The organism is Methylopila turkensis (assembly GCF_027922325.1).
GTDB lineage: Bacteria > Pseudomonadota > Alphaproteobacteria > Rhizobiales > Methylopilaceae > Methylopila > Methylopila turkensis.
The window spans coordinates 284,662-306,135 of record NZ_BSFL01000002.1 but is presented as its reverse complement, the minus strand read 5'-3'; the positions used below and the strand labels follow the sequence as shown (position 1 = coordinate 306,135).

Genomic DNA, 21,474 nt, shown 5'->3' with positions numbered 1-21,474 from the left:
ACCCTAACGCTGCGTGGCCTAGCCTGCGGCCCTCATCCGGGCGTCCTCGCGCCCGTTTCAGGGAATCGCTTGGGCCATGGCCAGTCTCGACGCGGCCGGGGTCGCCGGCCGCCGGCGTCCCGCCGTCGCTCTCACCGACCGCGCCGAAGCGGCGGCGACGCTCGTCCTGTGGGGCGCGGTCGCGGCCGTTCTGGCGTGGCGCGGCTTCGCCGGATCGCTTGACGCGCTTTCGAGCGACGACGCCATGCGGCTCGTCGAGGTGCGGGACTTTCTGGCCGGGCAGGGCTGGTTCGACCTGATGCAGCGGCGGCTCGATCCGCCAGACGGCGTGCTGATGCATTGGTCGCGGCTGATCGACCTTCCGATCGCGGCGCTGCTGTGGACGTTCGAGCGGCTGCTCTCGCCGGAGGCGGCGTTGAAGGCGACGCTGACGGTCTGGCCGCTGCTGCCGCTGGCCGTCGCCCTGATCGGCGCCTCGGCCGCGGGTCGCTCGCTCGGAGGGCCCGGAGCCGGGCTCGCGGCAGCGCTGCTGTTCGCGCTGTCGCCCGGCGCCATGGGCGCGTTCCAGCCCGGCGCGATCGATCATCACGGGCCCCAGATCGCGCTCGCGATGGCGCTGCTCGCCTGCGTGCTGCGGCTCGACCGTTCGGACCGCGCGGCGGTCGGCGGCGGGCTCGCGGCCGCGGCCATGCTCGCGATCGGGCTCGAGACGCTGCCGGCGCTGGCGTCGCTCGCGGCGATCGTCGCGCTGCGTTTCGCGATCCAGGGCCGGGCGCTGGCGCGCGGCGCGGCGCTGTTCGGGGCGAGCTTCGCGCTGTTCACCGCTGCCGCCTTCGTCGCGACCACGCCTCCGGCGCGCTGGCTCGTACCGGCCTGCGACGCGCTTGCGAGCGGCCATCTCGTCGCCGCGGCGCTCGGCGGCGGCGGGCTCGCGCTCGCGACCCGCGCCCGCGGCGACGGCGTGTTGGCGCGGCTCGCGGCGCTCGCGCTCGTCGGCGCGGTGGTCGTCATCGGCATCGCGCTCGTCGCCTCAGCCTGCCTCGGCGATCCCTACGCCGCTCTTCCGGAACGCCTCAAGATCGAATGGCTCGACCGCATTCGGGAGGCGCAGGGGGCCTTCACGCTGTGGGCGGACGATCCGGAAACCTCGGTCGTGATCGCGGTGTCCGCCCTGTTCGGGCTCGCGGCGGCGGCGGCGCTCTGCGCGACCAGCCGCGGCGACGATCGCTGGCGGGCCTGGACGGCGGCGGCCGCGGTCGCCGTCGCCTGTCTGGTCGCGGCCTGGCAGATCCGCGGCGTCACGCTGGCACTCGCCTTCGCGGCGCCGGTCCTGGGCGCCGCGGCCGTGCGCTTCGCCCGGAACGGCGAGCCCCTCGCGGCGCGGGCCGCGCTCGCCTTGATCGCGCTCAATCCGGTGACGGCGGGCGTCGCGGGGCTCGGCCTCGCCCACGCGGCGAGCCTCAAGGGAACGCCGGCGTCGGTCGCGCCGCTCGCCGCCTGCCCGCGCTCGGACTACGCGGCGCTGGCGCGGCTCGCGCCGGGGCTCGCGCTCAACAATTCCGACGCCGGGCCGTTCGTGCTGGCCTTCACGCCGCACGCGGTGGTCGCCGCGCCCTACCATCGCGGCGTGGACGGCCTGACGGCCCAGGTCGACGCGCTGACCGGCAGCGCCGAGGAGGCGCGCGCCGTCGCGCTGTCGCGCCGGGCCGCCTATGTGGTGATATGTCCCGGCCAGGGCGATGTCGCCGGCTTCGCCGCACGCTATCCCGACGGCTTCGCAGCGGCTTTGCTTGCCGGCGAGACGCCGGCGTGGCTCCGCCCGGTCGATCTTGGGCCGGACGCGCGGCTCAGAGCCTACCGCGTCGCGCCCTGAGCCGGCCCCGGGTCGAAGGCTTAAAGCGTCTTGAGCTCGCGTCCGCCCCGGCGGCCGCGGGCTTTTCTCTGCGCTCGCGACGTCAGGCGCCGAAGATCGACCAGCCGGTGCGCTTCACCAGCATCTCCAGCGCGAGGCGGCCGAGATGGGAGTTGCCGGCGGCGTCGAGGCCTGGCGACCACACCGCGATCGAGGCCTTGCCCGGCGCGACCGCGACGATGCCGCCGCCGACCCCGCTCTTGCCCGGCAGGCCGACGCGGTAGGCGAAGTCCCCCGAGCCGTCGTAGTGGCCGCAGGTCAGCATGAGGGCGTTGATGCGCCGGGCGCGCTCAGGGGGGACGACCGAGCGCCCCGTGGTGGGCTGGACGCCGGAATGGGCGAGGAAACGCGCCGCCATTGCGAGCTGCCGGCACGACATGGCGATAGCGCAGTGGTGGTAGTAGACGCCGAGCGTGAACTCGACCGGGTTCTCAATCACCCCGAACGACTTCATGTAGTTGGCGAGCGCCGCGTTGCGGAAGCCGGTGCGCTGCTCGGAGGCCGCGACCGCCTCGTCGATCGAGATGGCGTCGTCGTCGGCGAGGAAGCGCATGAAGCGCAGGATCTCGCCCAGCGCCTCGCGCGGCTTGTGGCCGGAGAGGATGACGTCGGTGACGGCGATCGCGCCGGCGTTGATGAAGGGGTTGCGGGGGACGCCCTGTTCGCGCTCCAGCTGGACGATCGAGTTGAACGGGCTGCCCGAGGGCTCGCGTCCGACCCGCTTCCACAGCCTGTCGCCGACCTTGCCGAGCGCGAGCGTCAGAGTGAACGCCTTCGAGACGCTCTGGATCGAGAACGGCGCGTCGCAGTCGCCGGCCGCGCTGACGGCGCCGTCGGCGTCGATCACGGCGATGCCGAACTGGTCTGGGCTGACGCGCGCGAGTTCGGGGATGTAGCGCGCGACGTCGCCGCGGTCGGGCCGCCGCAGCATCTCGCCGGCGATGTCCTGAACGATCTGATCGAGGTCGGGGCGCGTGGTCATGGGCGACGACTTATCTCCGATTCCTGGCGTCGGCGCGCGGGTTCTTGCGGGGGCGGCCGATGCGCCGGTTCAGCCCGCGCCGACCCCGACCGACCGCATCTCGATCAGGCCGGCCTCGATCGCGACCCAGACCAGATTGGCGTCGGTCCGGGCGTTGAGCTTCGCCTTGATGCCGGAATGGTAGTTCTGGATCGTCTTCTGGCTGAGCGAGAGCGCGTCGGCGATCTCGTCGGTGGTCCGGCCCGAGGCGATGAGCTGCAGTATCTCGACCTCGCGCGGCCCGAGCGCGTCGAGCGGGGAACGCCGGCCGGACAGCCGCTCGACCGCGATCTCGCGGGCGATGTCGTCGCTCACCGCCTTGCGGCCTTCGGCGATCGCGCCCATCGCGGCGATCAGCGCCTCGGGCGGGCTGCTCTTGGTGACGTAGCCGGAGGCGCCAGCCTCGAACGCCTTCAGGGCGTGGGACAGGCCCTCGTGCATCGTGAACACGAGGATGCGGGCGTTGCGGTCGACCGCCTTGATCAGGCGGATGGCCTCGAGCCCGCTGGAGCCCGGCATGCTGAGGTCAATGATCACGATGTCGGTCGGCGCGCGGCGGTAGGCGAGATAGGCAGCGGAGGTGCTGTCGGCCTCGGCCGCGACGCGGTAGCCCGGCTGCAGCTCGATCAGCTTGCGGTAGCCGGCGCGCACGACGGGATGGTCGTCGACCAGCAGGATGGTCAGGCCCTGCATCGGTCAGGCGGCCTCGCGCGCGGCGGCGCGGGCGTCGGTCCGCTCCGCGAGCGGTATCCGCGCCGAGATACGCACGCCGCGTCCGGTCGGCTCCGCCGTGAACGCGCCGCCGAGCGCGTCGACCCGTTCTCGGATGCCGAGCAGGCCGTGCCCGGCGCCGGATTCGAGGCCCTGCGCGTCCCCGCCGCCGTCGTCCTCGACCGTGACGGTGACCGCCGCGGCGGCCTCCTCCGGCCGCGCGACGGCGATCCGCACCTCCTGCGGGGCGCCGTGCCGCGCGGCGTTGGTCAGTCCCTCCTGCGCGACGCGGTAGATCGTGAGCGCCGTCTGGGGCGGGACGTCGTCGAGGTCGCCGGAGACATCCAGCCGGAAGGTCGGCCGGCGGGCGGCCGTCGCGGTGCGGGCGTTCCACGTCGCCACGAGCTGTTCGAGGCTCTGCTCCAGCCCGATCTCGTCGAGCTCCGGCGGCCGCAGCCGGGCGAGAGCGCTCCGGAGCGTCATCGCCATGCCCTCGCTGATCGCGCCGATCTCGCGCGCGCTGCCGGCGATGTCCGGCCGGTCCTTCGCGCTCGCGCCGGCCACCGCCGCGGCGAGCGCGCGCGTGGCCGTAAGGCACTGGCCGAACTCGTCGTGAAGATCGCGCGCCAGCGCCCGGCGCTCCTCCTCCTGCACCTGGAACAGCCGGCGGGTGACGGCGGCGCGCTGCGCGGTGGTGCGGGCGAGGCGCTCGGTGAGGTCGTTGAACGCCCGCGCCACATGGGCGAACTCGCGCGCCGCGAAGTCGGGCAGGCGGACCTCGTGGTCGCCGTCCTCCAGCCGCTTCAGGCCGCGGACGATGACGTCAGCCGGACGCAGCGCTTGGCCGATCGCGACGGTCGCGAGCGCGGCGATGGCGATCGCCATGGCGCCGGCGACGCCGAGCACCACGCTGACCTGCCGCCACACCCGCCACGCCACGGCGGCGTCGTCCGCCGAGGCCTCGACCATGCCGACCACGTGGCGGCCGGCCGCGATCGTCTTCCGCACCGGCGGGAGCGCCCCGAACAGCGCGTGATGCAGGGCCGCGAACCAGCCCGGCGCCGCGTCGCGCGCGTTCTCCGGCCCGCCGCAGAACCGCGTCGGCGGCTCGCCGGTCCAGGCGAGCGTGACGCAGTAGCCCGGACTGATGATCCGCAGCGTGTCGGCGGTGCGCCATTCGGGGAAGGCGAGCCGGGCGTTGGGGCCCTCGTTTCCGCGGAACATCACCTCGCGCCAGGCGAGGTTCTTGGCTTCACGCTCCACCCGCTCGGCGGTCGCGGCGACCTCGCGGCGGATGACGTCGTGCGATTCCATCATCGTCCATGCGCCCGCTCCGGCGAGGCACAGCGCGACGACCGCGAAGATGCGCAGAACAAGCCCGGTCATGAGCGACATGGGTTCGCGTCCGCCTTTCGTCTCGACGCTCCGGTGTCCGGGACCGCCGCGCCGAATGCAAGGGACCCGATCGAGATCGGGAAGATTTCCCAATCGAACTTGGGAGCCGGTCTCTACGCATCCGCGCGCCGTTCGGGAGTCTCTGCCAATCAGCGGACGGACGCCCGCAAGGGTGAAACCAGAAGAGAGCGCCGCCGGCGCCATTGTCCGCGCAGTCGGAGGACGACCATTTGAACCGCGCCTTTCTTCTCGGCCTCGGCCTGACGGCCGCCGTTGCGGCCTCGCCCGCGCTCGCCAACGACAGCGTCGAGGCGATCGTCAAGGACCCCAAGCAGTGGGGCATCCAGACCGGCGACTACGCCAACACCCGCTACTCCAAGCTCGACCAGATCACGAACAAGAACGTCGACAAGCTCCAGGTGGCCTGGACGTTCTCGACCGGCGTCCTGCGCGGCCATGAGGGCGGCCCGCTCATCGTCGGCGACATGATGTATGTGCACACGCCGTTCCCCAACAACGTGTTCGCGCTCGACCTCAATCAGGAAGGCCGCATCATCTGGAAGTACGAGCCGAAGCAGGACGCCGGCGTCGTGCCGGTGATGTGCTGCGACACGGTTCACCGCGGCGTCGCCTACGCCGACGGCATGATCTTCCTCCAGCAGGCCGACACCACGGTGGTGGCGCTCGACGCCAAGACCGGCAAGAAGATCTGGTCGGTGGTGAACGGCGACCCGAAGAAGGGCGAGTCCAACACCACCACCGTCATGCCCTTCAAGGACAAGCTGCTGGTCGGCATCTCGGGCGGCGAGTTCGGCGTGCGCGGCCACGTCACGGCTTACAACCTGAAGGACGGCAAGCTCGCCTGGCGCGGCTACTCCATGGGTCCGGACGAGGAGATGCTCGTCGATCCGGCGAAGACCACCGAGCACGGCAAGCCGGTCGGCAAGGATTCGTCGCTGAAGACCTGGGAAGGCGACCAGTGGAAGATCGGCGGCGGGACGACCTGGGGCTGGTTCGCTTTCGACCCCAAGCTGAACCTCGTCTACTACGGCTCGGGCAATCCCTCGACCTGGAACCCGAAGCAGCGTCCCGGCGACAACAAGTGGTCGATGACGGTGTGGGCCCGTGACGCGGACACCGGCGTCGCCAAGTGGGTCTACCAGATGACCCCACACGACGAGTGGGACTTCGACGGCGTCAACGAGATGATCCTCACGGATCAGAAGATTGACGGCAAGGACGTCCCGCTTCTCACCCATTTCGACCGCAACGGCTTCGCCTACACGCTGAACCGTGAGACCGGCGAAGTGCTGGTCGCCGAGAAGTACGATCCCGTGGTGAACTGGGCCACCAAGGTCGATCTCGACAAGTCGTCCAAGACCTACGGCCGTCCGCTTGTCGTCGCCAAGTATTCGACCGAGCAGAACGGCGAAGACGTGAACAGCCAGGGCATCTGCCCCGCAGCTCTCGGCACCAAGGACCAGCAGCCGGCGGCCTATTCGCCGAAGACCGAGCTGTTCTACGTGCCGACCAACCACGTCTGCATGGACTACGAGCCGTTCCAGGTGTCCTACACCGCCGGCCAGCCCTATGTGGGCGCGACGCTGTCGATGTACGCCGCGCCGAACAGCCACGGCGGCATGGGCAACTTCATCGCCTGGGACAACGTCAAGGGTAAGATCGTCTGGTCCAACAAGGAGATGTTCTCCGTGTGGTCGGGCGCCCTCGCGACCGCCGGCGACGTCGTGTTCTACGGCACGCTGGAAGGCTACCTGAAGGCGGTCGACGCCAAGTCGGGCAAGGAGCTCTACAAGTTCAAGACCCCGTCCGGCATCATCGGCAACGTCACGACCTATGAGCACAAGGGCCAGCAGTACGTCGCGGTGCTCTCGGGCGTCGGCGGCTGGGCCGGCATCGGCCTCGCGGCCGGCCTGACCGGCGGCAACGAGGGTCTCGGCGCGGTCGGCGGCTACGCGGCTCTGTCGAGCTACACCGCCCTCGGCGGCCAGCTCACGGTGTTCAAGCTTCCGAATTGACGAGGTCTGGGGCTGTCCTACCCGGGCCCCCCGACGAAACTTTCCATAGCGCAGACGCGCCCGGCTATCTCCTCCCTCGGCCGGGCGCAGGACTTATGGACACGGCGGGCTCCTGGCGGCCCGCCGTTTTTTTTATGCGTCGCCCGGAGAGGGCGGGGGCCGTGCGCGCGGACGCGTTTCCCGCTATCACGCCCGTCCGGAGCCGAAGCGGGAGCCGCCCTTGCCTGATCTTGTCGACATGTTCTCCGACACCCAGTCGCGCCCCTCCGCCGGCATGCGCGACGCGATGGCGCGCGCCGAGGTCGGCGACGAGCAGGCGGGCTCCGACCCCGCGACCAACGCGCTCTGCGCCCGCGTCGCCGATCTGCTCGGCATGGAGGACGCGGTGTTCATGCCGTCGGGCACCATGTGCAATCTGGTCGCCATCCTCGTGCAGACGCGGCCGGGAGACGAGATCGTGGTCGACGGGACCTCCCACATCTTCAACACCGAGGCCGCGGGCGCCGCCGCGATCGCGGGGGTCGCGACCCTGCCGCTCGCGACCCGCGACGGCGTGTTCTCGGCCGCGCAGGCCGAGGCCGCGATTAGGCCCGCCGCCCGCACTGCGCCGCGCCCGGCGCTTATCTCGATCGAGAACACGACGGCCTTCTCCGGCGGCTCGATCTGGCCGCTCGGGACCGTCCGGGAGGTGCGCGACGTCGCCCGCCGCCACGGCCTGAAGGCGCACATGGACGGGGCGCGGCTGCTGAACGCGGTCGCGGCGACCGGCATCTCAGCGGCCAACTACGCGGCCGGATTCGACAGCGCCTGGATCGACCTGTCGAAGGGGCTCGGCTGCCCGGTCGGGGCGGTGCTGTGCGGAACGCGCGCGTTCATCGTCGAGGCCTGGCGCTGGAAGTACCGGCTGGGCGGCGCGATGCGCCAGTCCGGCGTGCTCGCCGCCGCCGGGCTCTACGCGCTCGACCATCACGTCGCGCAGCTCAAGGTCGACAACGACAACGCCGCCGCCCTCGACCGCGGTCTGCGGGCGATCGAGGGCGTCAAGTTCGAGGCGGCGACCCAGTCCAACATCCTGCGCTTCACGGTCGAGGGCTTGAACGCGACGGCCGCCGCCTTCGTGGAGGCCTGCGAGCGGCGCGGCGTGCGTTTCCGTGCGACCGGCGCGCACGAGGTCCGCGCCACCACCCATCTCGACGTGGACGCGGCGGGGATCACGCGGGCGATCGACGTCGCCGGCGAGGTCGCGGCGGCGTTCCGGCGCGGGGGCGCAGGGGGTAGTTCTCCGGCGGCCTGACCGGCGCAGGGAGCTCATCCGCGGGTCTCGCCGATCTGCCGCGCGACCCCAGCGAGGGTCTCGCGCAGGCGCGGCGCCGCGTGGTCGATGAAGGCGCGCAGCGTCTCGTTGCGGCGCGGCACGGGATGGAACACGAGGCTGACGGGGGTCGGCTCCGGTTCGAACGCGTCGAGCAGCGTCACCAGCCGCCCGGCGGCGATATGCTCGGCGACTTGGTAGGACAGCGCGCGGCAGACGCCGTGGCCGCGCACGGCGGCGTCGATCGCGGCGCCGGCGGAGTTCAGCGCCATGCGGGGCCGGATCGCGACCGCGAACGTTTTGCGCCGTCGCGGCCCGGGCTCCGCGAAGCGCCACAGCGCGCCGGCGTCGCCTTCCTCCTCGCCCACGCAGGCGTGCTTTTGCAGCTCGATCGGGTTCGCTGGAGCGCCGGCGCGCTCCACATAGGACGGCGCGGCGCAGACGAGCTTGCGGACCTCGCCCAGCCGCGTCGCCACGATCCCGGAATCGGGCAGCGGCGCGAGGCGGACCGCGACGTCCATGCCTTCCTCCACCAGATCGACCATCCGGTTGAGCAGCAGCGCCCGCGCCCGCGCGGCCGGATGCTCGGCGAGAAACGTCTCGATCACCGGCACGACGTGCAGCCGGCCGAACAGCTCCGGCGCGGTCACGCCGATCAGGCCGTCGATCGCGCCGCCGGAGCCGCCCTCCGCCGCGTCGAGCTCCGCCAGCACCCGGCGGTAGACCGCGAGCCGCCGCTCGCCGGCGTCCGTCAGACGCAGGCGGCGGGCGTTGCGGTGGACCAGCCGCTCGCCGAGCCGCTCCTCCAGCATCTGCAGCGCGCGCGTGACCTTGGCGGGCGAGCAGGCGAAGACGCGGGCGGCGCCTGCGAGCGACCCCTGATCCACGGTCGCGACGAACATCACCATGGCGTCGAGCCGGTCCATGATTTCATTTCCTGAAATCGAAGAGTGCGAATTTGGCGTCTTATAGCATGAACCTGCAAGCCATAGCTTCTGGCTCGACAGAGATGATCGAGACAGGAGCGCACATCATGGAGATGCTGCAGAAGAGCTGGGAACGGCGGTCGGTGATGGCCGCGATCGGCCTGGGCGGCCTCGCCGCGGCGGGAGCTACCGCGCCAGCCGGAGCGGCGCCGTCCCCGAGCCCCGTCGCGGCGGACGACGTCCGCCTGCGTTTCGGGACGAAAAAGGTCGGCGACGTCACGGTGTTCTACCGCGAGGCCGGCCGGCCGGACGCGCCCGTGCTGCTGCTGCTGCACGGCTTCCCGACCGCGGGCCACATGTTCCGCGACCTCATCCCGCTGCTGGCCGACCGGTACCGCGTCATCGCGCCGGACCTCGCCGGCTTCGGCAATACGATCGCGCCGCCGCGCGCCTCGTTCGCGTACAGCTTCGACAAGCTGGCCGAGGTGACGGAGGGCTTCGTCGAGGCCATGGGGCTCACCCGCTACGCGCTCTACGTCTTCGACTACGGCGCGCCGACCGGGTTCCGCCTCGCCATGGCGCATCCCGAGCGGGTGACGGCGATCATCAGCCAGAACGGCAACGCCTATGTGGAAGGGTTCAGCAAGGAGTGGGGCCCGTGGGAGGCCTACTGGCGCAACCCCACCCCCGAGAACCGCGAGGCCTGCCGCGCCGCGCTGACCGACGAGGCGATCCGCTTCCAGTGGACCCACGGCGCGCCGGAGGGCCGGGTTGGGCCCGACGGCATGACGCTCGACATGCACTACATGCGCCGCCCGGAGGCGGAGGAGATCCAGCTCGACCTGATCCTGAGCTACCGCACCAATGTCGAGCGCTACCCGGACTTCCAGGCCTACTTCCGCAAGCACCAGCCGCCGCTGCTCGCGGTGTGGGGCAGGAACGACGCCTTCTTCATCCCGCCCGGGGCCGAAGCGTACCGCCGCGACCTGCCGAAGGCCGAAATCCATCTGCTCGACGCCGGCCACTTCGCGCTGGAGACGCACGCGACCGAGATCGCCGCGCGCATCCGCGACTTCCTCCAGCGCCACGGCGTCATCTGAAGGCGGGCGTCGTCGCCGGGGGCGCGCGCGGCGTCCTTCGAGGCGTCCGGCTGGCCGGCCGGGCGCCGGCTCATGCGTCCAAGAACGACGCGAGTCTGTCGCAAAGGACGTCCGTCGCTTCCGCGGCGACGAAATGCCCGCAATTCTCGATCACGACCGCGGCGTGGTTCGGAGCCTGGGGCTCGACGGCTTTCGAGAGCGTGGTCCCAGCGCTGCTGCGGCCCGCGACCGTCATCACCGGCATGGCGAGCGTCCGGGACCGCAATCCGGCCGCGAACGCGGCGTCCTCGGGAAGCGCGCGATAGAGCCCGAAGCCGGCGGTCATCCTGCCGGGCCGGGCGTAGGCTTGCGCGTAAGCGGCGATCTCGGCTTCCGGGATCGCGTCCTTGACGTGAGACCAGGCGCGAATCTGGGCCGCGATGTAGTCTCGCTCGCGCCCTTGGGTCAGCAGTTCCGCGAAGCCTTCGGCCATGTGGAACCCGTAGTGCCAGGCTCCTCCGCGCAGGGCGTCGCCGTTCTCTGTGCCCGGCAGTAGACAGTCGACCAGCACGAGCCGCGAGACGCGGGCCGGCTGCGTCAGCGCGAGCACATAGGCCGCCTTGCCGCCCATGTCGTGGCCGACCACGGCCGCGGCCCCGCCGGCCTCCCGCTCGATCAGCGCCGCGACGTCGGCCGCGATCCGCTCTTTCGCATAGCCGGTCGTCGGGATGCTCGATCCGCCGACGCCGCGCAGATCCGGGGCGATCAGCCTGAAGCGGCCGGCGAGGCGGCGGATGACGCCGGACCAGGCCGCCGACGTCTCGGGCCATCCGTGGAGCAGGACCACGGTCGGTCCCTCGCCCGCCACGACGTAGCGCAGCCGCACGTCGTCGAGATCGAGATATCGGCTCTCGAGGCCCGCCGCATCCGATGGCCCGGGCGCGGCCTGCGCCGCCGCCCGCAGGCCGACCGTCGAGGCGGCGGCGGACCACAGGAGAAGGTCGCGGCGGCGGGGCGTCATCGATCAGGTCTCCGGCGTCAATGGCGCGGATGATTGCGAAGCCGGCCCCGGCGCGATAGTGCGGGGATCGCCATAATCGTCATGACCGAGGAGAATGGATGGACGTCGCGAACTCTCTCCGGGTCTTCGTTCGGACAGTCGAGACGGGCTCGCTCTCGCAGGCCGCCCGTGATCTCGGCCTCGCGCAGCCGGCGGCGAGCAAGCTCCTGCGGAAGATGGAGGAGCATTGCGGGGCGAGCCTGTTCCACCGCTCGCGACGCGGCATGGCCCCCACGGCGGCCGGCCGCCGTCTGCACTCGCTCTGCGGCGACGCTCTGGCGACGATCGACGAAGCGCTCGCGACCGTTAGGGCCGAGGGCGACGAGATTTCCGGAAACGTCCGGATCCACAGCCCCGCCTGCCTCGGCGAGCGTCATCTTCACCGTATCGCGGAGAGTTTCCGCGACCGGCACCGCACGGTCTCGGTCGATCTGATCCTGGGAAACGCCGGCGTCGATCTCGCGGACGAGCGGATCGACCTCGCCTTCGGGCTCAGGCGCGCGACGCAAGCCGACGTCCAGGAGCGCAGGATCGGGATCGCCCGGCGCGTTCTCGTGGCGTCGCCCGACTATCTCGCGCGGAGGGGCGCGCCCGGAACGCCCGCGGAGCTGACAGCCCACGACGTCGCGGTGACCGACGCCTCGCTCTCCGCGGACGGCGGGCTCTCGATGATCGGGCCGAACGGACCCGAGACCGTGACGCTTGATCCGGTTCTGCGCACGAACAGCGTGCAGATCCTGATGGGCGCGGCGCTGTCCGGCCGCGCGATCGCGACCGCTCAGGTGCTGCTGGTGTCGGACGAACTGGCGGACGGCCGGCTCGTCAGGGTCATGCCCGAGCATCGGGTGACGCCCACCGACATCCGCATGTCCTACCTCTCGAAACGGTTCCTGAGGCCAGCGGTGCGCGCCTTCGCCGATTTCGCGGCGCCGCGGATTCTCGCGATCGAAGGCGTCGACAGGGGATAGTATCGGAGCTCGACCGCTATCGGGCCCGTCCGATGTTTCGAGCGCAGCGCGCGCTGGCCGCGCCTGGAGCGGGAAGCCCAAAGTTCGTCACAACGCCGTCCCGAAGGGAAGGCCAGCGCCCAAGGCCGCATGGCCTGTAACCGAAACGTTCTGGAAGGACCCTGCCCGATGAGCGACGCTCGCAACGAAGCCGTCGGCGGTCCGCGCCGCGTCGCGATCGCGGGGCTGGGCGCCGTCGGCCTGCGCGTCGCCGAGGCGCTCGACGAGGGCCTGCCCGGCTGCGCGCTCGCGGCGGTTTCGGCGAACGACCTGACCCGGGCCAGCGCCAGGCTCGGCCGTCTGCGGACGCCGGTCCCGGTCGTGCCGATCGATGAGCTGGAGCCGCTGGCCGACATCGTCGTCGAATGCGCCCCGGCCTCCCTGCTGCCCGCGATCGCCGAGCCGTTCCTGAAGGCCGGCAAGACGGTCGTAGTGCTGAGCTCCGGCGCGCTGCTGGCCAACGAGGCGCTGGTGGAGCTCGCCCGTGCCCATGGCGGCCAGATCGTCGTGCCGACCGGCGCGCTGCTCGGCCTTGACGCCGTGACGGCCGCAGCCGAAGGCGAGATCCGCTCGGTGCGGATGGTCACGCGCAAGCCCGTGAAAGGCCTCGCCGGCGCGCCCTACCTCGTCGAGAACGGCATCGCCATCGACGACATCGCCGAGCCGCTTCGTATCTTCAAGGGCACGCCCCGCGAGGCGGCGGTGGGTTTTCCGGCCAACCTCAACGTCGCGGTCGCGCTCTCGCTCGCCGGCGTCGGCCCCGACAGGACGACGCTTGAGATCTGGGCCGATCCGGCGCTGACCCTCAACACCCACCATGTCGAGGTCGAGGCGGACTCCGCGACGTTCCGCATGACAATCGAGAACGTGCCGACCGACAACCCCAAGACCGGCCGCATCACCGCGCTCTCGGTGATCGCCTATTTGCGCAAGCTCGGCGCGCCGCTCCGGGTCGGCTCGTGATCGATCCCGCATCATCCCGGCTGGGCCGGGGCGTCAGCGCCAGCCGAGCGCCGGGGCGACGTGCCTGAGGATCGCGTCGAGCACATGGACGTTGTAGGCGACGCCGAGCTGGTTCGGCACGGTGAGCAGCAGCGTGTCGGCCTCGGCGATCGCCTCGTCGGCCTTGAGCTCGTCCACAAGCCGGTCCGGCTCCGCCGCGTAGGAGCGGCCGAACACGGCCCGCATGTCGTCGATGATCCCGACCTGGTCGCTGTCCTGCCCGCGGCCGAAATAGGCGCGGTCCTGGTCGTTGACGATCGCGAAGATCGAGCGCGAGACCGAGACGCGCGGCGTGCGTTGATGGCCGGCCGCCGCCCACGCCTCGCGATAGGCCCGGATCTGGCGCGCCTGCTGCACGTGGAACGGCTCGCCGCTCTCATCCTTCTTCAGCGTCGAGCTCTGCAGGTTCATGCCCTGCTTCGCGGCCCAGACCGCGGTCGCGTTCGAGGCCGAGCCCCACCAGACGCGGTCGCGCAAGCCCTCCGAATACGGCTCGATCCTGAGCCGGCCCGGTGGGTTGGGGAACATTGGCCGCGGGTTCGGCTCAGCGAAGCCCTCGCCCTTCAGCACGTCGAGGAACCTCTCGGCGTGGCGCCGGCCCATGTCCGCGTCGCTCTCGCCCTCCGCCGGCGCATAGCCGAAATGGCGCCAGCCCTCGATCACCTGCTCGGGCGAGCCGCGGCTGATGCCGAGCTGCAGCCGCCCGCCGGCGATCAGGTCGGCGGCGCCTGCGTCCTCCGCCATGTAGAGCGGGTTCTCGTAGCGCATGTCGATCACGCCGGTGCCGATCTCGATCCGCTTCGTTTTCGCGCCGACGGCCGCGAGCAGCGGAAAGGGCGAGGCGAGCTGGCGCGCGAAATGGTGGACGCGGAAATAGGCCCCGTCGACGCCGATCTCCTCGGCCGCGACCGCGAGATCGATCGACTGCAGGAGCACGTCGCCGGCCGAGCGCGTCTGCGACTGTGGCGTGGGCGCCCAGTGGCCGAAGGATAGGAATCCGATCTTGAGCAAAGCCGTCACCTCAGGTCCGCGCGGCGCGTCTTGGGCGCCCGCGCCTTATATGGAGGGTCCGCCCGGGGGTCTCACGGGCGTCCGTGCAAGAAACTGCTTTCGAAATTGTCGAACGGCTGCGATCCGCACAGCCCCGTTCAAGTCCGCGGCATGGAATGAATAAGCGCTGGAGATCGGTCGTTCCCCATTTCTCCGGCCCGCCCGCTGCTTCAATGTCGCGGCGGGTCCCTGCGAGGAGAGACGTTTCGTGAGCACGCATGCCGACGTGGTGGTGGTGGGGCTCGGCGCGATGGGCGCGGCCTGCGCGTATCAGTTCGCCAGGGCAGGGGCGAAGGTGATCGGCTTCGACCGTTTCGCGCCGCCCCATGCGCTCGGATCGAGCCACGGCGAGACCCGCATCACCCGGCAGGCGGTCGGCGAAGGCGCGGACTACGTGCCGCTGGTCACGGCCTCGCACCGGATCTGGCGCGAGCTCGAGGCGGAGACTGGGCAGAAGCTGTTCGAGGCCTGCGGCGTGCTGGTGATGGCGCCGGGGAAGGGCGAGAGCTCCCACCACGGCAAGCCGGATTTCGTCGCGCGCTCGACGGCGGCGGCGCGCGCGTTCGGCGTCCCGCACGAAACGATGACGGGCGCCGACGTGGCGCGGCGCTTCCCGCAGTTCATTAATCTCGAAGGCGACGAGAAGGTCTATTACGAGCCCGGCGGCGGCTACGTGTTCCCCGAACGCTGCATCGAGGCGCAGCTCGCGCGCGCCGCGGCGCTCGGCGCGGAGCTCCGGAGCGACACGCACGTCCTGTCGGTGCGCCAGGAGGCCGATCGGGCGATCGTCACGACGTCGCGGGGCGAGGTCGTCGCCGGACACGTGATCGTCTCGGCCGGCGGCTGGGCCGCCGACCTGCTCGGCGCGCCGTTCGACCGGCTGCTGACCGTCAACCGGCAGGTCCTGCACTGGTTCGCGCTCGACGACATGAGCGCCTACGCCGCCGACGCCCCCGTCTTCATCTGGATGCACGGACCGACCGACGTCGACTATCTCTACGGCTTTCCGCCGCTGCCCGGCGATCCGCGCGTCAAGGTCGCGACCGAACAGTACGCGGACGCCACCACCGCCGACGCGATGTCGCGCGAGGTCTCGGCCGAGGAATCGGCCGAGATGCACCGCGTCCACGTCGCAGGTCGCCTCGCAGGAGCCTCGGCCACCGTCGCGAAGGCGGCCGCCTGCCTTTACACCGTGACGCCCGACAACGGGTTCATCATCGACCGCCACCCGGCCATGGACCGCGTCGTCGCGATCTCGGCCTGCTCCGGCCATGGCTTCAAGCACTCCGCCGGCATCGGCGAGGCGGTCGCGGCCGCGGTCATGACAGGGAGCTGGGAACCCCTGCGCCCGTTCTCACTCGCGCGCTTCGATCGCTGATCTCGAGCGGGAGCCGGGGAGCTCCGTCACGACGAACTTCTGAAGCAGGATGCCGAAGAAGGGCGGTATCGCGACGGGCCCAGATATTGAACAAGGAGGCGAGCCGCCGGAGAATCACGCATGAAAAACAAAGAGCCTGACATCGTGACCGTCCTGCGGGCGGCGGCCGTGATCCCCGGCGAGCTGCGACCGGAGGATTTTAAGGTCCTCCTTTTCGACGCGGCCGAAGCGATCGAGAAGCTGCGCTCGGACAAGGCCGCCCATGTCGAAACGGCGGCGCGATCGGCTGAGACGATCGAAAGCCTGCGAGAGACCGTCGCGGAATACAGGCGGGCGAAGCGGCTGGGGGACTAGGCGCGCGCTGGATCGCCATGCAGGAATGATCATGCGCCTTCGCAGTCCTGCGACGTCCTGTATGGTCGAAACGGCCAAGGAGGCGCACCGACCATGACGGATAGGCGAGAGCTGTACCGAAGCCCGAACGGAGATTCCTGGTTCTTGGGTCGCGAACCGACAAACGGCGCCGCATTCGTCATTCACCAGCCGAACGGGCCTTCCGGCGGGCGCCTCTCTCACATCGGACTGGGCGCGTTTCTCAGCCACGACCCCCAGGGGCCGGAGCATCAGGCACTTCTTCGACTGATCGCCACGCTGGTGCACACGCCTCCCTTCGCGGCCCGCGGTCAGCACGACGACGATTAGCTGCGCCCGCCTCGCAGGGGGCGCGGGTCATCAGCGCGAAGGAGCAGCGCCGCATCGCCGTCGCTCCTCGACCGCCGGCGAGGCGAGCTTCGGCAGGGAGCCGCAGGACGTGATGACCAGGAAGAAGCAGCTTGGGCTGGTCGAGGCGCGGCGGCCGATGCTGTCGGAAGACGCGAGCGCCGGCAGCGCCGCCTTCGCGGTCGGCTATGAAAGCGTGTCGCAGTTCGCCCGCGAATACGGCCGTCTGTTCGGTGCGCCGCCTGTCCGCAGCGCGCGCGCCGCGAAGGCGCAGGTTCGAGCGATCGTCTGATCGATGCAGCATTCGTGCGCCTACGTGGCGCGGCTCCGCCCTTCATCGGCGCGGGGCTGGTTTTCGCCGGCGTGAGCGACACGTGCGGCATGGGCCTTCTGCTCGCCAAGGCGCCTGGAACCGCGCCTGACCTCAGGCGGGCGACGCTCGGAGCGATACGACGATGACCAAGCCACTCACGATGTTCTGGTTCATCCCGACGCAGGGAGACGGAACCTATATCGGTTCGAGCGAAGGCCACAGGCCGGCCGATCCCCTCTATCTGGAACAGGTCGCGATAGCGGTCGATCGGCTCGGCTTCGAGGGCGTTCTGCTGCCGACGGGAAAGGGCTGCGAAGAGTCCTGGATCGTCGCGACGGCGCTCGCGACCGCGACGGAGCGGCTCAAGTTCCTCGTCGCGCTGCGGCCCGGCGTCACCAGTCCGGCGTTTGCGGCGCGGCAGGCGGCGGCGCTCGATCGCATCAGCCGCGGCCGCCTGTTGCTCAACGTCGTTGTGGGGGGCGACGCCGCCGAGCTCGCCGGCGACGGCGTCTTCCTCGACCACGACGCGCGCTACGCTCAGGCCGACGAGTTTCTCACCGTCTGGCGGAAGCTCCTGTCGGGCGAGCGAGTCGACTTCGAGGGCGAGCACCTGAAGGCGATCGGGGCGGAGCTCGCTTTCCCGCCGGTGCAGCGGCCGCATCCGCCGCTCTGGTTCGGCGGCTCGTCGGACGCCGCGATCGAGATCGCGGCCGATCACACCGAAGTTTACCTCACCTGGGGCGAGCCGGTGGATCAGGTGGCCGAAAAGATCGCGCGGGTGCGGGCGGCCGCCGCCAAACGCGGCAAGACGCTGCGCTTCGGGCTGCGCCTCCACCTCATCGTTCGCGAGACGGCCGCGGAAGCATGGGCGGCCGCCGACCGGCTGATCAGCCGTGTGAGCGACGAGGCGATCGCGGCCACGCAGGCGATGGCGGCCAAATCCGATTCCGTCGGCCAGAAGCGGATGACGGCGCTCCACGGCGGCAAGCGTGAGAACCTTGAGATCGCGCCAAACCTCTGGGCGGGACTAGGCCTCGTGCGCAAAGGCGCGGGCACGGCGCTCGTCGGCGATCCGGCGACCGTGGCGGAGCGGCTGCGGGAGTATCAGGCGGTCGGGATCGATACGATCATCGCGTCCGGCTATCCGCATCTTGAGGAGGCCTTCAAGGTCGCCGAGCTGCTGTTCCCCAATCTCGGGCTCGGGCGCGAACCGAGCGGCGCGCACGCGACGATCGGTGGCGAGTTCGGCGTCAAGGCCGCGACGACGTCGTAAACACACAAAGTTCGGAGGCGGCGCGGCGCAGAACGACGCGCATTTTTCGGGCCCGACCGACGTCGCGCGCAGGCGTCGGGCCGGCGCTGACGATCCGGGACGCGACCAAATCAAGGTGGAGAGGCGATGGACGCGATCGTGTCCGCCACCATTCCCCGCAACCATCGATGCGCGGGGTCGTGCCGGTACCGGACGTGCCATGCCATCTCGACCGGAAAGCTGCCCAGATCCACCGGAGCGGGCAGCACGCGGACCCGCGGGTCCTTGACGAGGCGTCGGCAGATCAGCCGCGGAAGCGTCCCGATGTGATCCGTGACCGCGACCATCTCGGCCACGGCCAGAAAGTTGGTGACGGACAGCGCGACCTCACGACGAAGGCTCTGCTTGGCCAACGCCTGGAACAGTCCGGCCCGCATGCGTCCGGGCGGGATCACGTTGACATGCCGCATCGTCTCGAACTGCTTCCGCGTGATCCTGGCGCCGATCTCCGGATGATCGGCGCGCACGACGCAGTCGAAACCGTCGTCCATCAGGTGCTGGACTACGAGGTTGTCGGGCGGATCGGTGATGCGTCCGAGGACCATGGCCGTTGTGCCGGACACCACGCCTGTCTCGACGAGATCGTTGCCATAGGGCGCCAGCCGCAGCCTGATCCTGGGGGCGACCTCGGCGAACCGCGCGGCGAGCGCCGGCATGATCGCCGCCTCGACGTAGCCGTTGGGGGCGATCGTGAAGAGCCGCTCGGCGGTGGCCGGATCAAAATCCTGCTGACCGAGCACGGCGTCGTCCAGCAGCGCGAGCGCATCGGCGATCACCGGAGCCAGTTCGAGAGCGATCGGGGTCGGCTGGACGCCATAGCGCTCGCGAACGAAAAGCTGGTCCTTGAGCATCAGGCGGAGACGCGCCAGCGCATTCGACATCGACGGCTGCGTCATCCCGAGGCGCGCGGCCGCGCGGGTCACGCTGCGCTCCTCCATGAGCGCGACGAACACCGGAAGCAGATTGAGGTCATAGCGCATAAGTTATGCTGTCATAGATATATCTGAAATCCAAGAAATAAACATCTGGAATGAAAGGGTCAGGCGCATCTTCCGTCGCGTCCGGGATGCGGACGAGTTTCGAGACAGGAGGTCACGATGACGAAGGGCAAAGTGCTTGTGGTCGGCTCCAACGCTACCCGCATCGAGGTGCAGGGCAACAGGTGGGGCGCGACCGGCCAATATCTGAACGAGACCGTGGTTCCGGCCATGGCGCTCGAAGCGGCCGGATACGAGGTCGTCCTCGCCACCCCGAACGGCGAGAAGCCGACGATCGACGCGGCCTCGGATGCGCCCGCGCACTTCGAGAACGACGCGGCCGCCTACCGCGCCGGCCGCGACTATTTCGACGCCAGCGCCGCCATGAACAGCCCTCGCACCCTGCGTTCGGTGATCGACGACGGTCTCGACGGCTTCGCGGGCGTGTTCGTCCCTGGAGGCCAGGCGCCTGTGGTCGATCTGATGCAGGACGCGGAGGTCGGCGAGATCCTGCGCCACTTCCATGAGGCCGAGAAGCCGACCGCCTTGCTCTGCCACGGGCCGATCGCGCTCACGGCCGCGATGCCCGACCCACGCGCCTTCCGGGCGGCCTTGATCGCCGGCGACGACGCCAAGGCCAGCGAGTGGGCCAAGGACTGGACCTACCGGGACTACCGCATGACGATCTTTTCCGCCTCCGAGGAGAAGGTCGTCGAAGAGCACATCCTCCACGCCAAGATGTATTTCGACATGCCGCAGGCGCTGACCGCCGCCGGCGGCCGGGTCGAGACCACCCCCGTCGACTTCGAGCCCCATGTCGTCGTCGACCGCGAACTGATCACGGGGCAGAACCCGCGGTCGGATCATCCGCTCGCCAAGGCGTTCGTCGAAGCTTTGGACGCGCGGCTCGGCTGAACGCGATGCCGACCAGGAGGACCGGCGGGGCGCTCCGACAGCGCTTCGCACGGCGACAGGAAAGGAATGACATCATGTCGAACCATGTGAAGATCGTGGCCGTTCTGACCGCCCGTCCCGACAAGGCCGCGGACTTGAGGCAGCTCCTGGACGGGATGCTGGCGCCGTCCCGCGGCGAGCCGGGAAACCTGCGCTACGACCTCTGGGTCGATCAGGCCGACCCCGCACGCTTCGTCCTCGACGAACTCTACGTCGACGAAGCGGCGGTGGCCGCGCATCGGGCGAGCCCGCACTTCCAAGCCTATCTGACGCGCGTCGGCGATCTCGCCGAGCGAAGCGCTTTCGTCCTCAATCCGGAGGCGGTCGCCTGAGCGTTCGTCGCTCGCTTTGGCGGGCGTGCTGTCTCCCTGCTTCCACTTTGGGAACGCCCACGCGCCGGAGCGGCATTCGCTTCGCGCGTGGGCGTCGTTCGGCTCGGTCAGCTGATTCCGCTCGTCAGCGGCGCCCGACGTTCTTGCATTGCGCGTCAGAGACGCGACGGCGGCAGGCGCAGGTCTCCGCTCGCACGCGGCCGCGCTCGCCGGCAGCCGTCATCGGTGTAGAGGTCACGAAGCTCTGAGCCCCCGAAGCGCCATCCGGATGCACCACCGCACGTGATCCTTCTTCGTGTCGCGATCGGGCCAGTCGTCGGCAGATCCGGGCTGGAACCGCGACGATGCGAAGACAAGGTCCATGAGGAGACGGGCGAGCCTGTCGGGATCCTCCTTCACGATCCGGCCGGCGTCGATCTGGCGTCGAAGCCATCCGGTCAGCCTGCGACGTGCCGGGTCGATGCCGTGCTCAACGATTGCGGCGTGCGATTGCGGAAAACGGCTCTGGTCCAACATCGCAGCGTGCAGGAAGGTGGAGCGATACCGATCGCTCTCCTCGTCGATGTCGAGATTGAAAATGTAGGCGATCGCGTCCTCGAGCGGCGTCGCGTCGTCGTCCGGCGGCTCTCGCAGCATCTCCACCGAATGCTCGGCGACGACCGCGGCGAACAGAGCGTCGATGCTCTCGAACGCCTCGTACAGCGAGCGCTTCGACGCCTTCGCGCGGGCCGCGACCGCGTTCGTGGTCAGGGCCGCATAGCCGCCTTCGACGAACAGCGATCGCGCCGCCGCGATGAACGCGGCGCGGCGGTCGTCCTCGCTCACCCGCGGCCGGCCGGGCGATCGCTTCGCGTCGTCGAGCGACGCCGATTGACAAAGGGTCTCAGTCGGCATTATCGGTACTTATCTGTTCCGGTACTGGTATGTTTCGAAACATGTCCTGTTCGCTCAACCGCCGTCAAGGCGTTTCCGCAGCC

The 21,474-nt window shown here is 70.2% G+C and carries 20 protein-coding genes; 12 read left to right on the top strand and 8 right to left on the bottom strand.

Going from position 1 to position 21,474, the window contains the following annotated elements; translation table 11 throughout:
* Positions 1 to 76 precede the first annotated feature (76 nt).
* On the top strand, positions 77 to 1,873 hold the full coding sequence (locus PKE78_RS08095; protein ID WP_271200364.1) for a hypothetical protein: 1,797 nt from the start codon (positions 77 to 79) through the stop codon (positions 1,871 to 1,873).
* An 82-nt stretch (positions 1,874 to 1,955) separates the two neighbouring features.
* Here the strand turns inward: PKE78_RS08095 and PKE78_RS08090 are convergent, their stop codons facing one another.
* From PKE78_RS08090 to PKE78_RS08080, 3 genes are all read right to left on the bottom strand, one after another.
* Complete coding sequence (locus PKE78_RS08090) at positions 1,956 to 2,894, bottom strand: glutaminase (protein WP_271200363.1); 939 nt, start codon at positions 2,892 to 2,894, stop codon at positions 1,956 to 1,958.
* A 69-nt stretch (positions 2,895 to 2,963) separates the two neighbouring features.
* Positions 2,964 to 3,626, bottom strand: coding sequence for a response regulator (locus tag PKE78_RS08085; RefSeq protein WP_271200362.1), 663 nt, complete (start codon positions 3,624 to 3,626; stop codon positions 2,964 to 2,966).
* A gap of 3 nt (positions 3,627 to 3,629) precedes the next feature.
* On the bottom strand, positions 3,630 to 5,039 hold the full coding sequence (locus PKE78_RS08080; protein ID WP_271200361.1) for a histidine kinase: 1,410 nt from the start codon (positions 5,037 to 5,039) through the stop codon (positions 3,630 to 3,632).
* Between the two features lie 230 nt (positions 5,040 to 5,269).
* Between PKE78_RS08080 and xoxF5 the strand changes: the two genes are divergently transcribed.
* The gene (gene xoxF5 / locus PKE78_RS08075; RefSeq protein WP_428981245.1) at positions 5,270 to 7,075 is read left to right on the top strand and encodes a lanthanide-dependent methanol dehydrogenase XoxF5; all 1,806 of its coding nucleotides are present in this window, start codon (positions 5,270 to 5,272) and stop codon (positions 7,073 to 7,075) included.
* Positions 7,076 to 7,313: 238 nt separating this feature from the next.
* On the top strand, positions 7,314 to 8,369 hold the full coding sequence (locus tag PKE78_RS08070; protein WP_271200954.1) for a threonine aldolase family protein: 1,056 nt from the start codon (positions 7,314 to 7,316) through the stop codon (positions 8,367 to 8,369).
* 14 nt (positions 8,370 to 8,383) lie between these two features.
* Here PKE78_RS08070 and PKE78_RS08065 read toward each other — a convergent pair whose 3' ends face one another.
* Positions 8,384 to 9,313, bottom strand: coding sequence for a LysR family transcriptional regulator (locus PKE78_RS08065; protein WP_271200360.1), 930 nt, complete (start codon positions 9,311 to 9,313; stop codon positions 8,384 to 8,386).
* An 83-nt stretch (positions 9,314 to 9,396) separates the two neighbouring features.
* On the opposite strand from PKE78_RS08065, the gene PKE78_RS08060 reads away from it, so the two are divergent.
* Complete coding sequence (locus PKE78_RS08060; protein WP_271200359.1) at positions 9,397 to 10,413, top strand: alpha/beta fold hydrolase; 1,017 nt, start codon at positions 9,397 to 9,399, stop codon at positions 10,411 to 10,413.
* A gap of 70 nt (positions 10,414 to 10,483) precedes the next feature.
* Here the strand turns inward: PKE78_RS08060 and PKE78_RS08055 are convergent, their stop codons facing one another.
* Positions 10,484 to 11,413 carry an alpha/beta fold hydrolase gene (locus PKE78_RS08055; protein WP_271200358.1) on the bottom strand — a complete coding sequence of 310 codons (930 nt, stop codon included), beginning with the start codon at positions 11,411 to 11,413 and terminating at the stop codon, positions 10,484 to 10,486.
* Positions 11,414 to 11,511: 98 nt separating this feature from the next.
* Between PKE78_RS08055 and PKE78_RS08050 the strand changes: the two genes are divergently transcribed.
* Entirely contained in the window at positions 11,512 to 12,420 is a 909-nt protein-coding gene (locus PKE78_RS08050) for a LysR family transcriptional regulator (RefSeq protein ID WP_271200357.1), read from the top strand.
* 168 nt (positions 12,421 to 12,588) lie between these two features.
* Positions 12,589 to 13,422, top strand: a complete 834-nt coding sequence (locus tag PKE78_RS08045; RefSeq protein ID WP_271200356.1) for an aspartate dehydrogenase — start codon at positions 12,589 to 12,591, stop codon at positions 13,420 to 13,422.
* Between the two features lie 33 nt (positions 13,423 to 13,455).
* Here the strand turns inward: PKE78_RS08045 and PKE78_RS08040 are convergent, their stop codons facing one another.
* Positions 13,456 to 14,472, bottom strand: a complete 1,017-nt coding sequence (locus PKE78_RS08040; protein ID WP_271200953.1) for an LLM class flavin-dependent oxidoreductase — start codon at positions 14,470 to 14,472, stop codon at positions 13,456 to 13,458.
* Between the two features lie 247 nt (positions 14,473 to 14,719).
* On the opposite strand from PKE78_RS08040, the gene solA reads away from it, so the two are divergent.
* The 4 genes from solA (at position 14,720) to ssuD (ending at position 18,195) form a co-directional block, all read left to right on the top strand.
* The gene (gene solA, locus PKE78_RS08035) at positions 14,720 to 15,889 is read left to right on the top strand and encodes an N-methyl-L-tryptophan oxidase (RefSeq protein ID WP_271200355.1); all 1,170 of its coding nucleotides are present in this window, start codon (positions 14,720 to 14,722) and stop codon (positions 15,887 to 15,889) included.
* 120 nt (positions 15,890 to 16,009) lie between these two features.
* A complete protein-coding gene (locus PKE78_RS08030; RefSeq protein ID WP_271200354.1) occupies positions 16,010 to 16,243 on the top strand; it encodes a hypothetical protein in 234 nt (77 codons plus the stop codon).
* 460 nt (positions 16,244 to 16,703) lie between these two features.
* Positions 16,704 to 16,901, top strand: coding sequence for a helix-turn-helix transcriptional regulator (locus tag PKE78_RS08025; RefSeq protein WP_428981257.1), 198 nt, complete (start codon positions 16,704 to 16,706; stop codon positions 16,899 to 16,901).
* A gap of 163 nt (positions 16,902 to 17,064) precedes the next feature.
* Positions 17,065 to 18,195 (top strand): FMNH2-dependent alkanesulfonate monooxygenase, encoded by a 1,131-nt coding sequence (gene ssuD, locus PKE78_RS08020; protein ID WP_271200353.1) that lies wholly within the window; start codon positions 17,065 to 17,067, stop codon positions 18,193 to 18,195.
* Positions 18,196 to 18,305: 110 nt separating this feature from the next.
* Here the strand turns inward: ssuD and PKE78_RS08015 are convergent, their stop codons facing one another.
* Positions 18,306 to 19,214, bottom strand: coding sequence for a LysR family transcriptional regulator (locus tag PKE78_RS08015; RefSeq protein WP_271200352.1), 909 nt, complete (start codon positions 19,212 to 19,214; stop codon positions 18,306 to 18,308).
* A gap of 117 nt (positions 19,215 to 19,331) precedes the next feature.
* Between PKE78_RS08015 and PKE78_RS08010 the strand changes: the two genes are divergently transcribed.
* Both PKE78_RS08010 and PKE78_RS08005 read left to right on the top strand, forming a co-directional pair.
* On the top strand, positions 19,332 to 20,126 hold the full coding sequence (locus PKE78_RS08010) for a type 1 glutamine amidotransferase domain-containing protein (RefSeq protein WP_271200351.1): 795 nt from the start codon (positions 19,332 to 19,334) through the stop codon (positions 20,124 to 20,126).
* 74 nt (positions 20,127 to 20,200) lie between these two features.
* Entirely contained in the window at positions 20,201 to 20,497 is a 297-nt protein-coding gene (locus PKE78_RS08005; protein ID WP_271200350.1) for a putative quinol monooxygenase, read from the top strand.
* Between the two features lie 234 nt (positions 20,498 to 20,731).
* Here the strand turns inward: PKE78_RS08005 and PKE78_RS08000 are convergent, their stop codons facing one another.
* Positions 20,732 to 21,322, bottom strand: a complete 591-nt coding sequence (locus PKE78_RS08000) for a TetR/AcrR family transcriptional regulator (protein WP_271200349.1) — start codon at positions 21,320 to 21,322, stop codon at positions 20,732 to 20,734.
* Between the last annotated feature and the right edge of the window lie 152 nt (positions 21,323 to 21,474).

Excerpts from the sequence above, each read along its gene's own strand:
- PKE78_RS08010 (WP_271200351.1), top strand. The coding sequence starts at position 19,332 with ATGACGAAGGGCAAAGTGCTTGTGGTCGGCTCCAACGCTACCCGCATC.
- PKE78_RS08085 (WP_271200362.1), bottom strand. The coding sequence starts at position 3,626 with ATGCAGGGCCTGACCATCCTGCTGGTCGACGACCATCCCGTCGTGCGC.
- PKE78_RS08030 (WP_271200354.1), top strand. The coding sequence starts at position 16,010 with ATGAAAAACAAAGAGCCTGACATCGTGACCGTCCTGCGGGCGGCGGCC.
- PKE78_RS08070 (WP_271200954.1), top strand. The coding sequence starts at position 7,314 with ATGTTCTCCGACACCCAGTCGCGCCCCTCCGCCGGCATGCGCGACGCG.
- PKE78_RS08065 (WP_271200360.1), bottom strand. The coding sequence starts at position 9,313 with ATGGACCGGCTCGACGCCATGGTGATGTTCGTCGCGACCGTGGATCAG.
- PKE78_RS08080 (WP_271200361.1), bottom strand. The coding sequence starts at position 5,039 with ATGTCGCTCATGACCGGGCTTGTTCTGCGCATCTTCGCGGTCGTCGCG.
- PKE78_RS08095 (WP_271200364.1), top strand. The coding sequence starts at position 77 with ATGGCCAGTCTCGACGCGGCCGGGGTCGCCGGCCGCCGGCGTCCCGCC.
- PKE78_RS08045 (WP_271200356.1), top strand. The coding sequence starts at position 12,589 with ATGAGCGACGCTCGCAACGAAGCCGTCGGCGGTCCGCGCCGCGTCGCG.
- PKE78_RS08060 (WP_271200359.1), top strand. The coding sequence starts at position 9,397 with ATGATCGAGACAGGAGCGCACATCATGGAGATGCTGCAGAAGAGCTGG.
- ssuD (WP_271200353.1), top strand. The coding sequence starts at position 17,065 with ATGACCAAGCCACTCACGATGTTCTGGTTCATCCCGACGCAGGGAGAC.
- PKE78_RS08050 (WP_271200357.1), top strand. The coding sequence starts at position 11,512 with ATGGACGTCGCGAACTCTCTCCGGGTCTTCGTTCGGACAGTCGAGACG.
- PKE78_RS08090 (WP_271200363.1), bottom strand. The coding sequence starts at position 2,894 with ATGACCACGCGCCCCGACCTCGATCAGATCGTTCAGGACATCGCCGGC.
- PKE78_RS08055 (WP_271200358.1), bottom strand. The coding sequence starts at position 11,413 with ATGACGCCCCGCCGCCGCGACCTTCTCCTGTGGTCCGCCGCCGCCTCG.
- PKE78_RS08005 (WP_271200350.1), top strand. The coding sequence starts at position 20,201 with ATGTCGAACCATGTGAAGATCGTGGCCGTTCTGACCGCCCGTCCCGAC.
- PKE78_RS08025 (WP_428981257.1), top strand. The coding sequence starts at position 16,704 with ATGACCAGGAAGAAGCAGCTTGGGCTGGTCGAGGCGCGGCGGCCGATG.
- PKE78_RS08015 (WP_271200352.1), bottom strand. The coding sequence starts at position 19,214 with ATGCGCTATGACCTCAATCTGCTTCCGGTGTTCGTCGCGCTCATGGAG.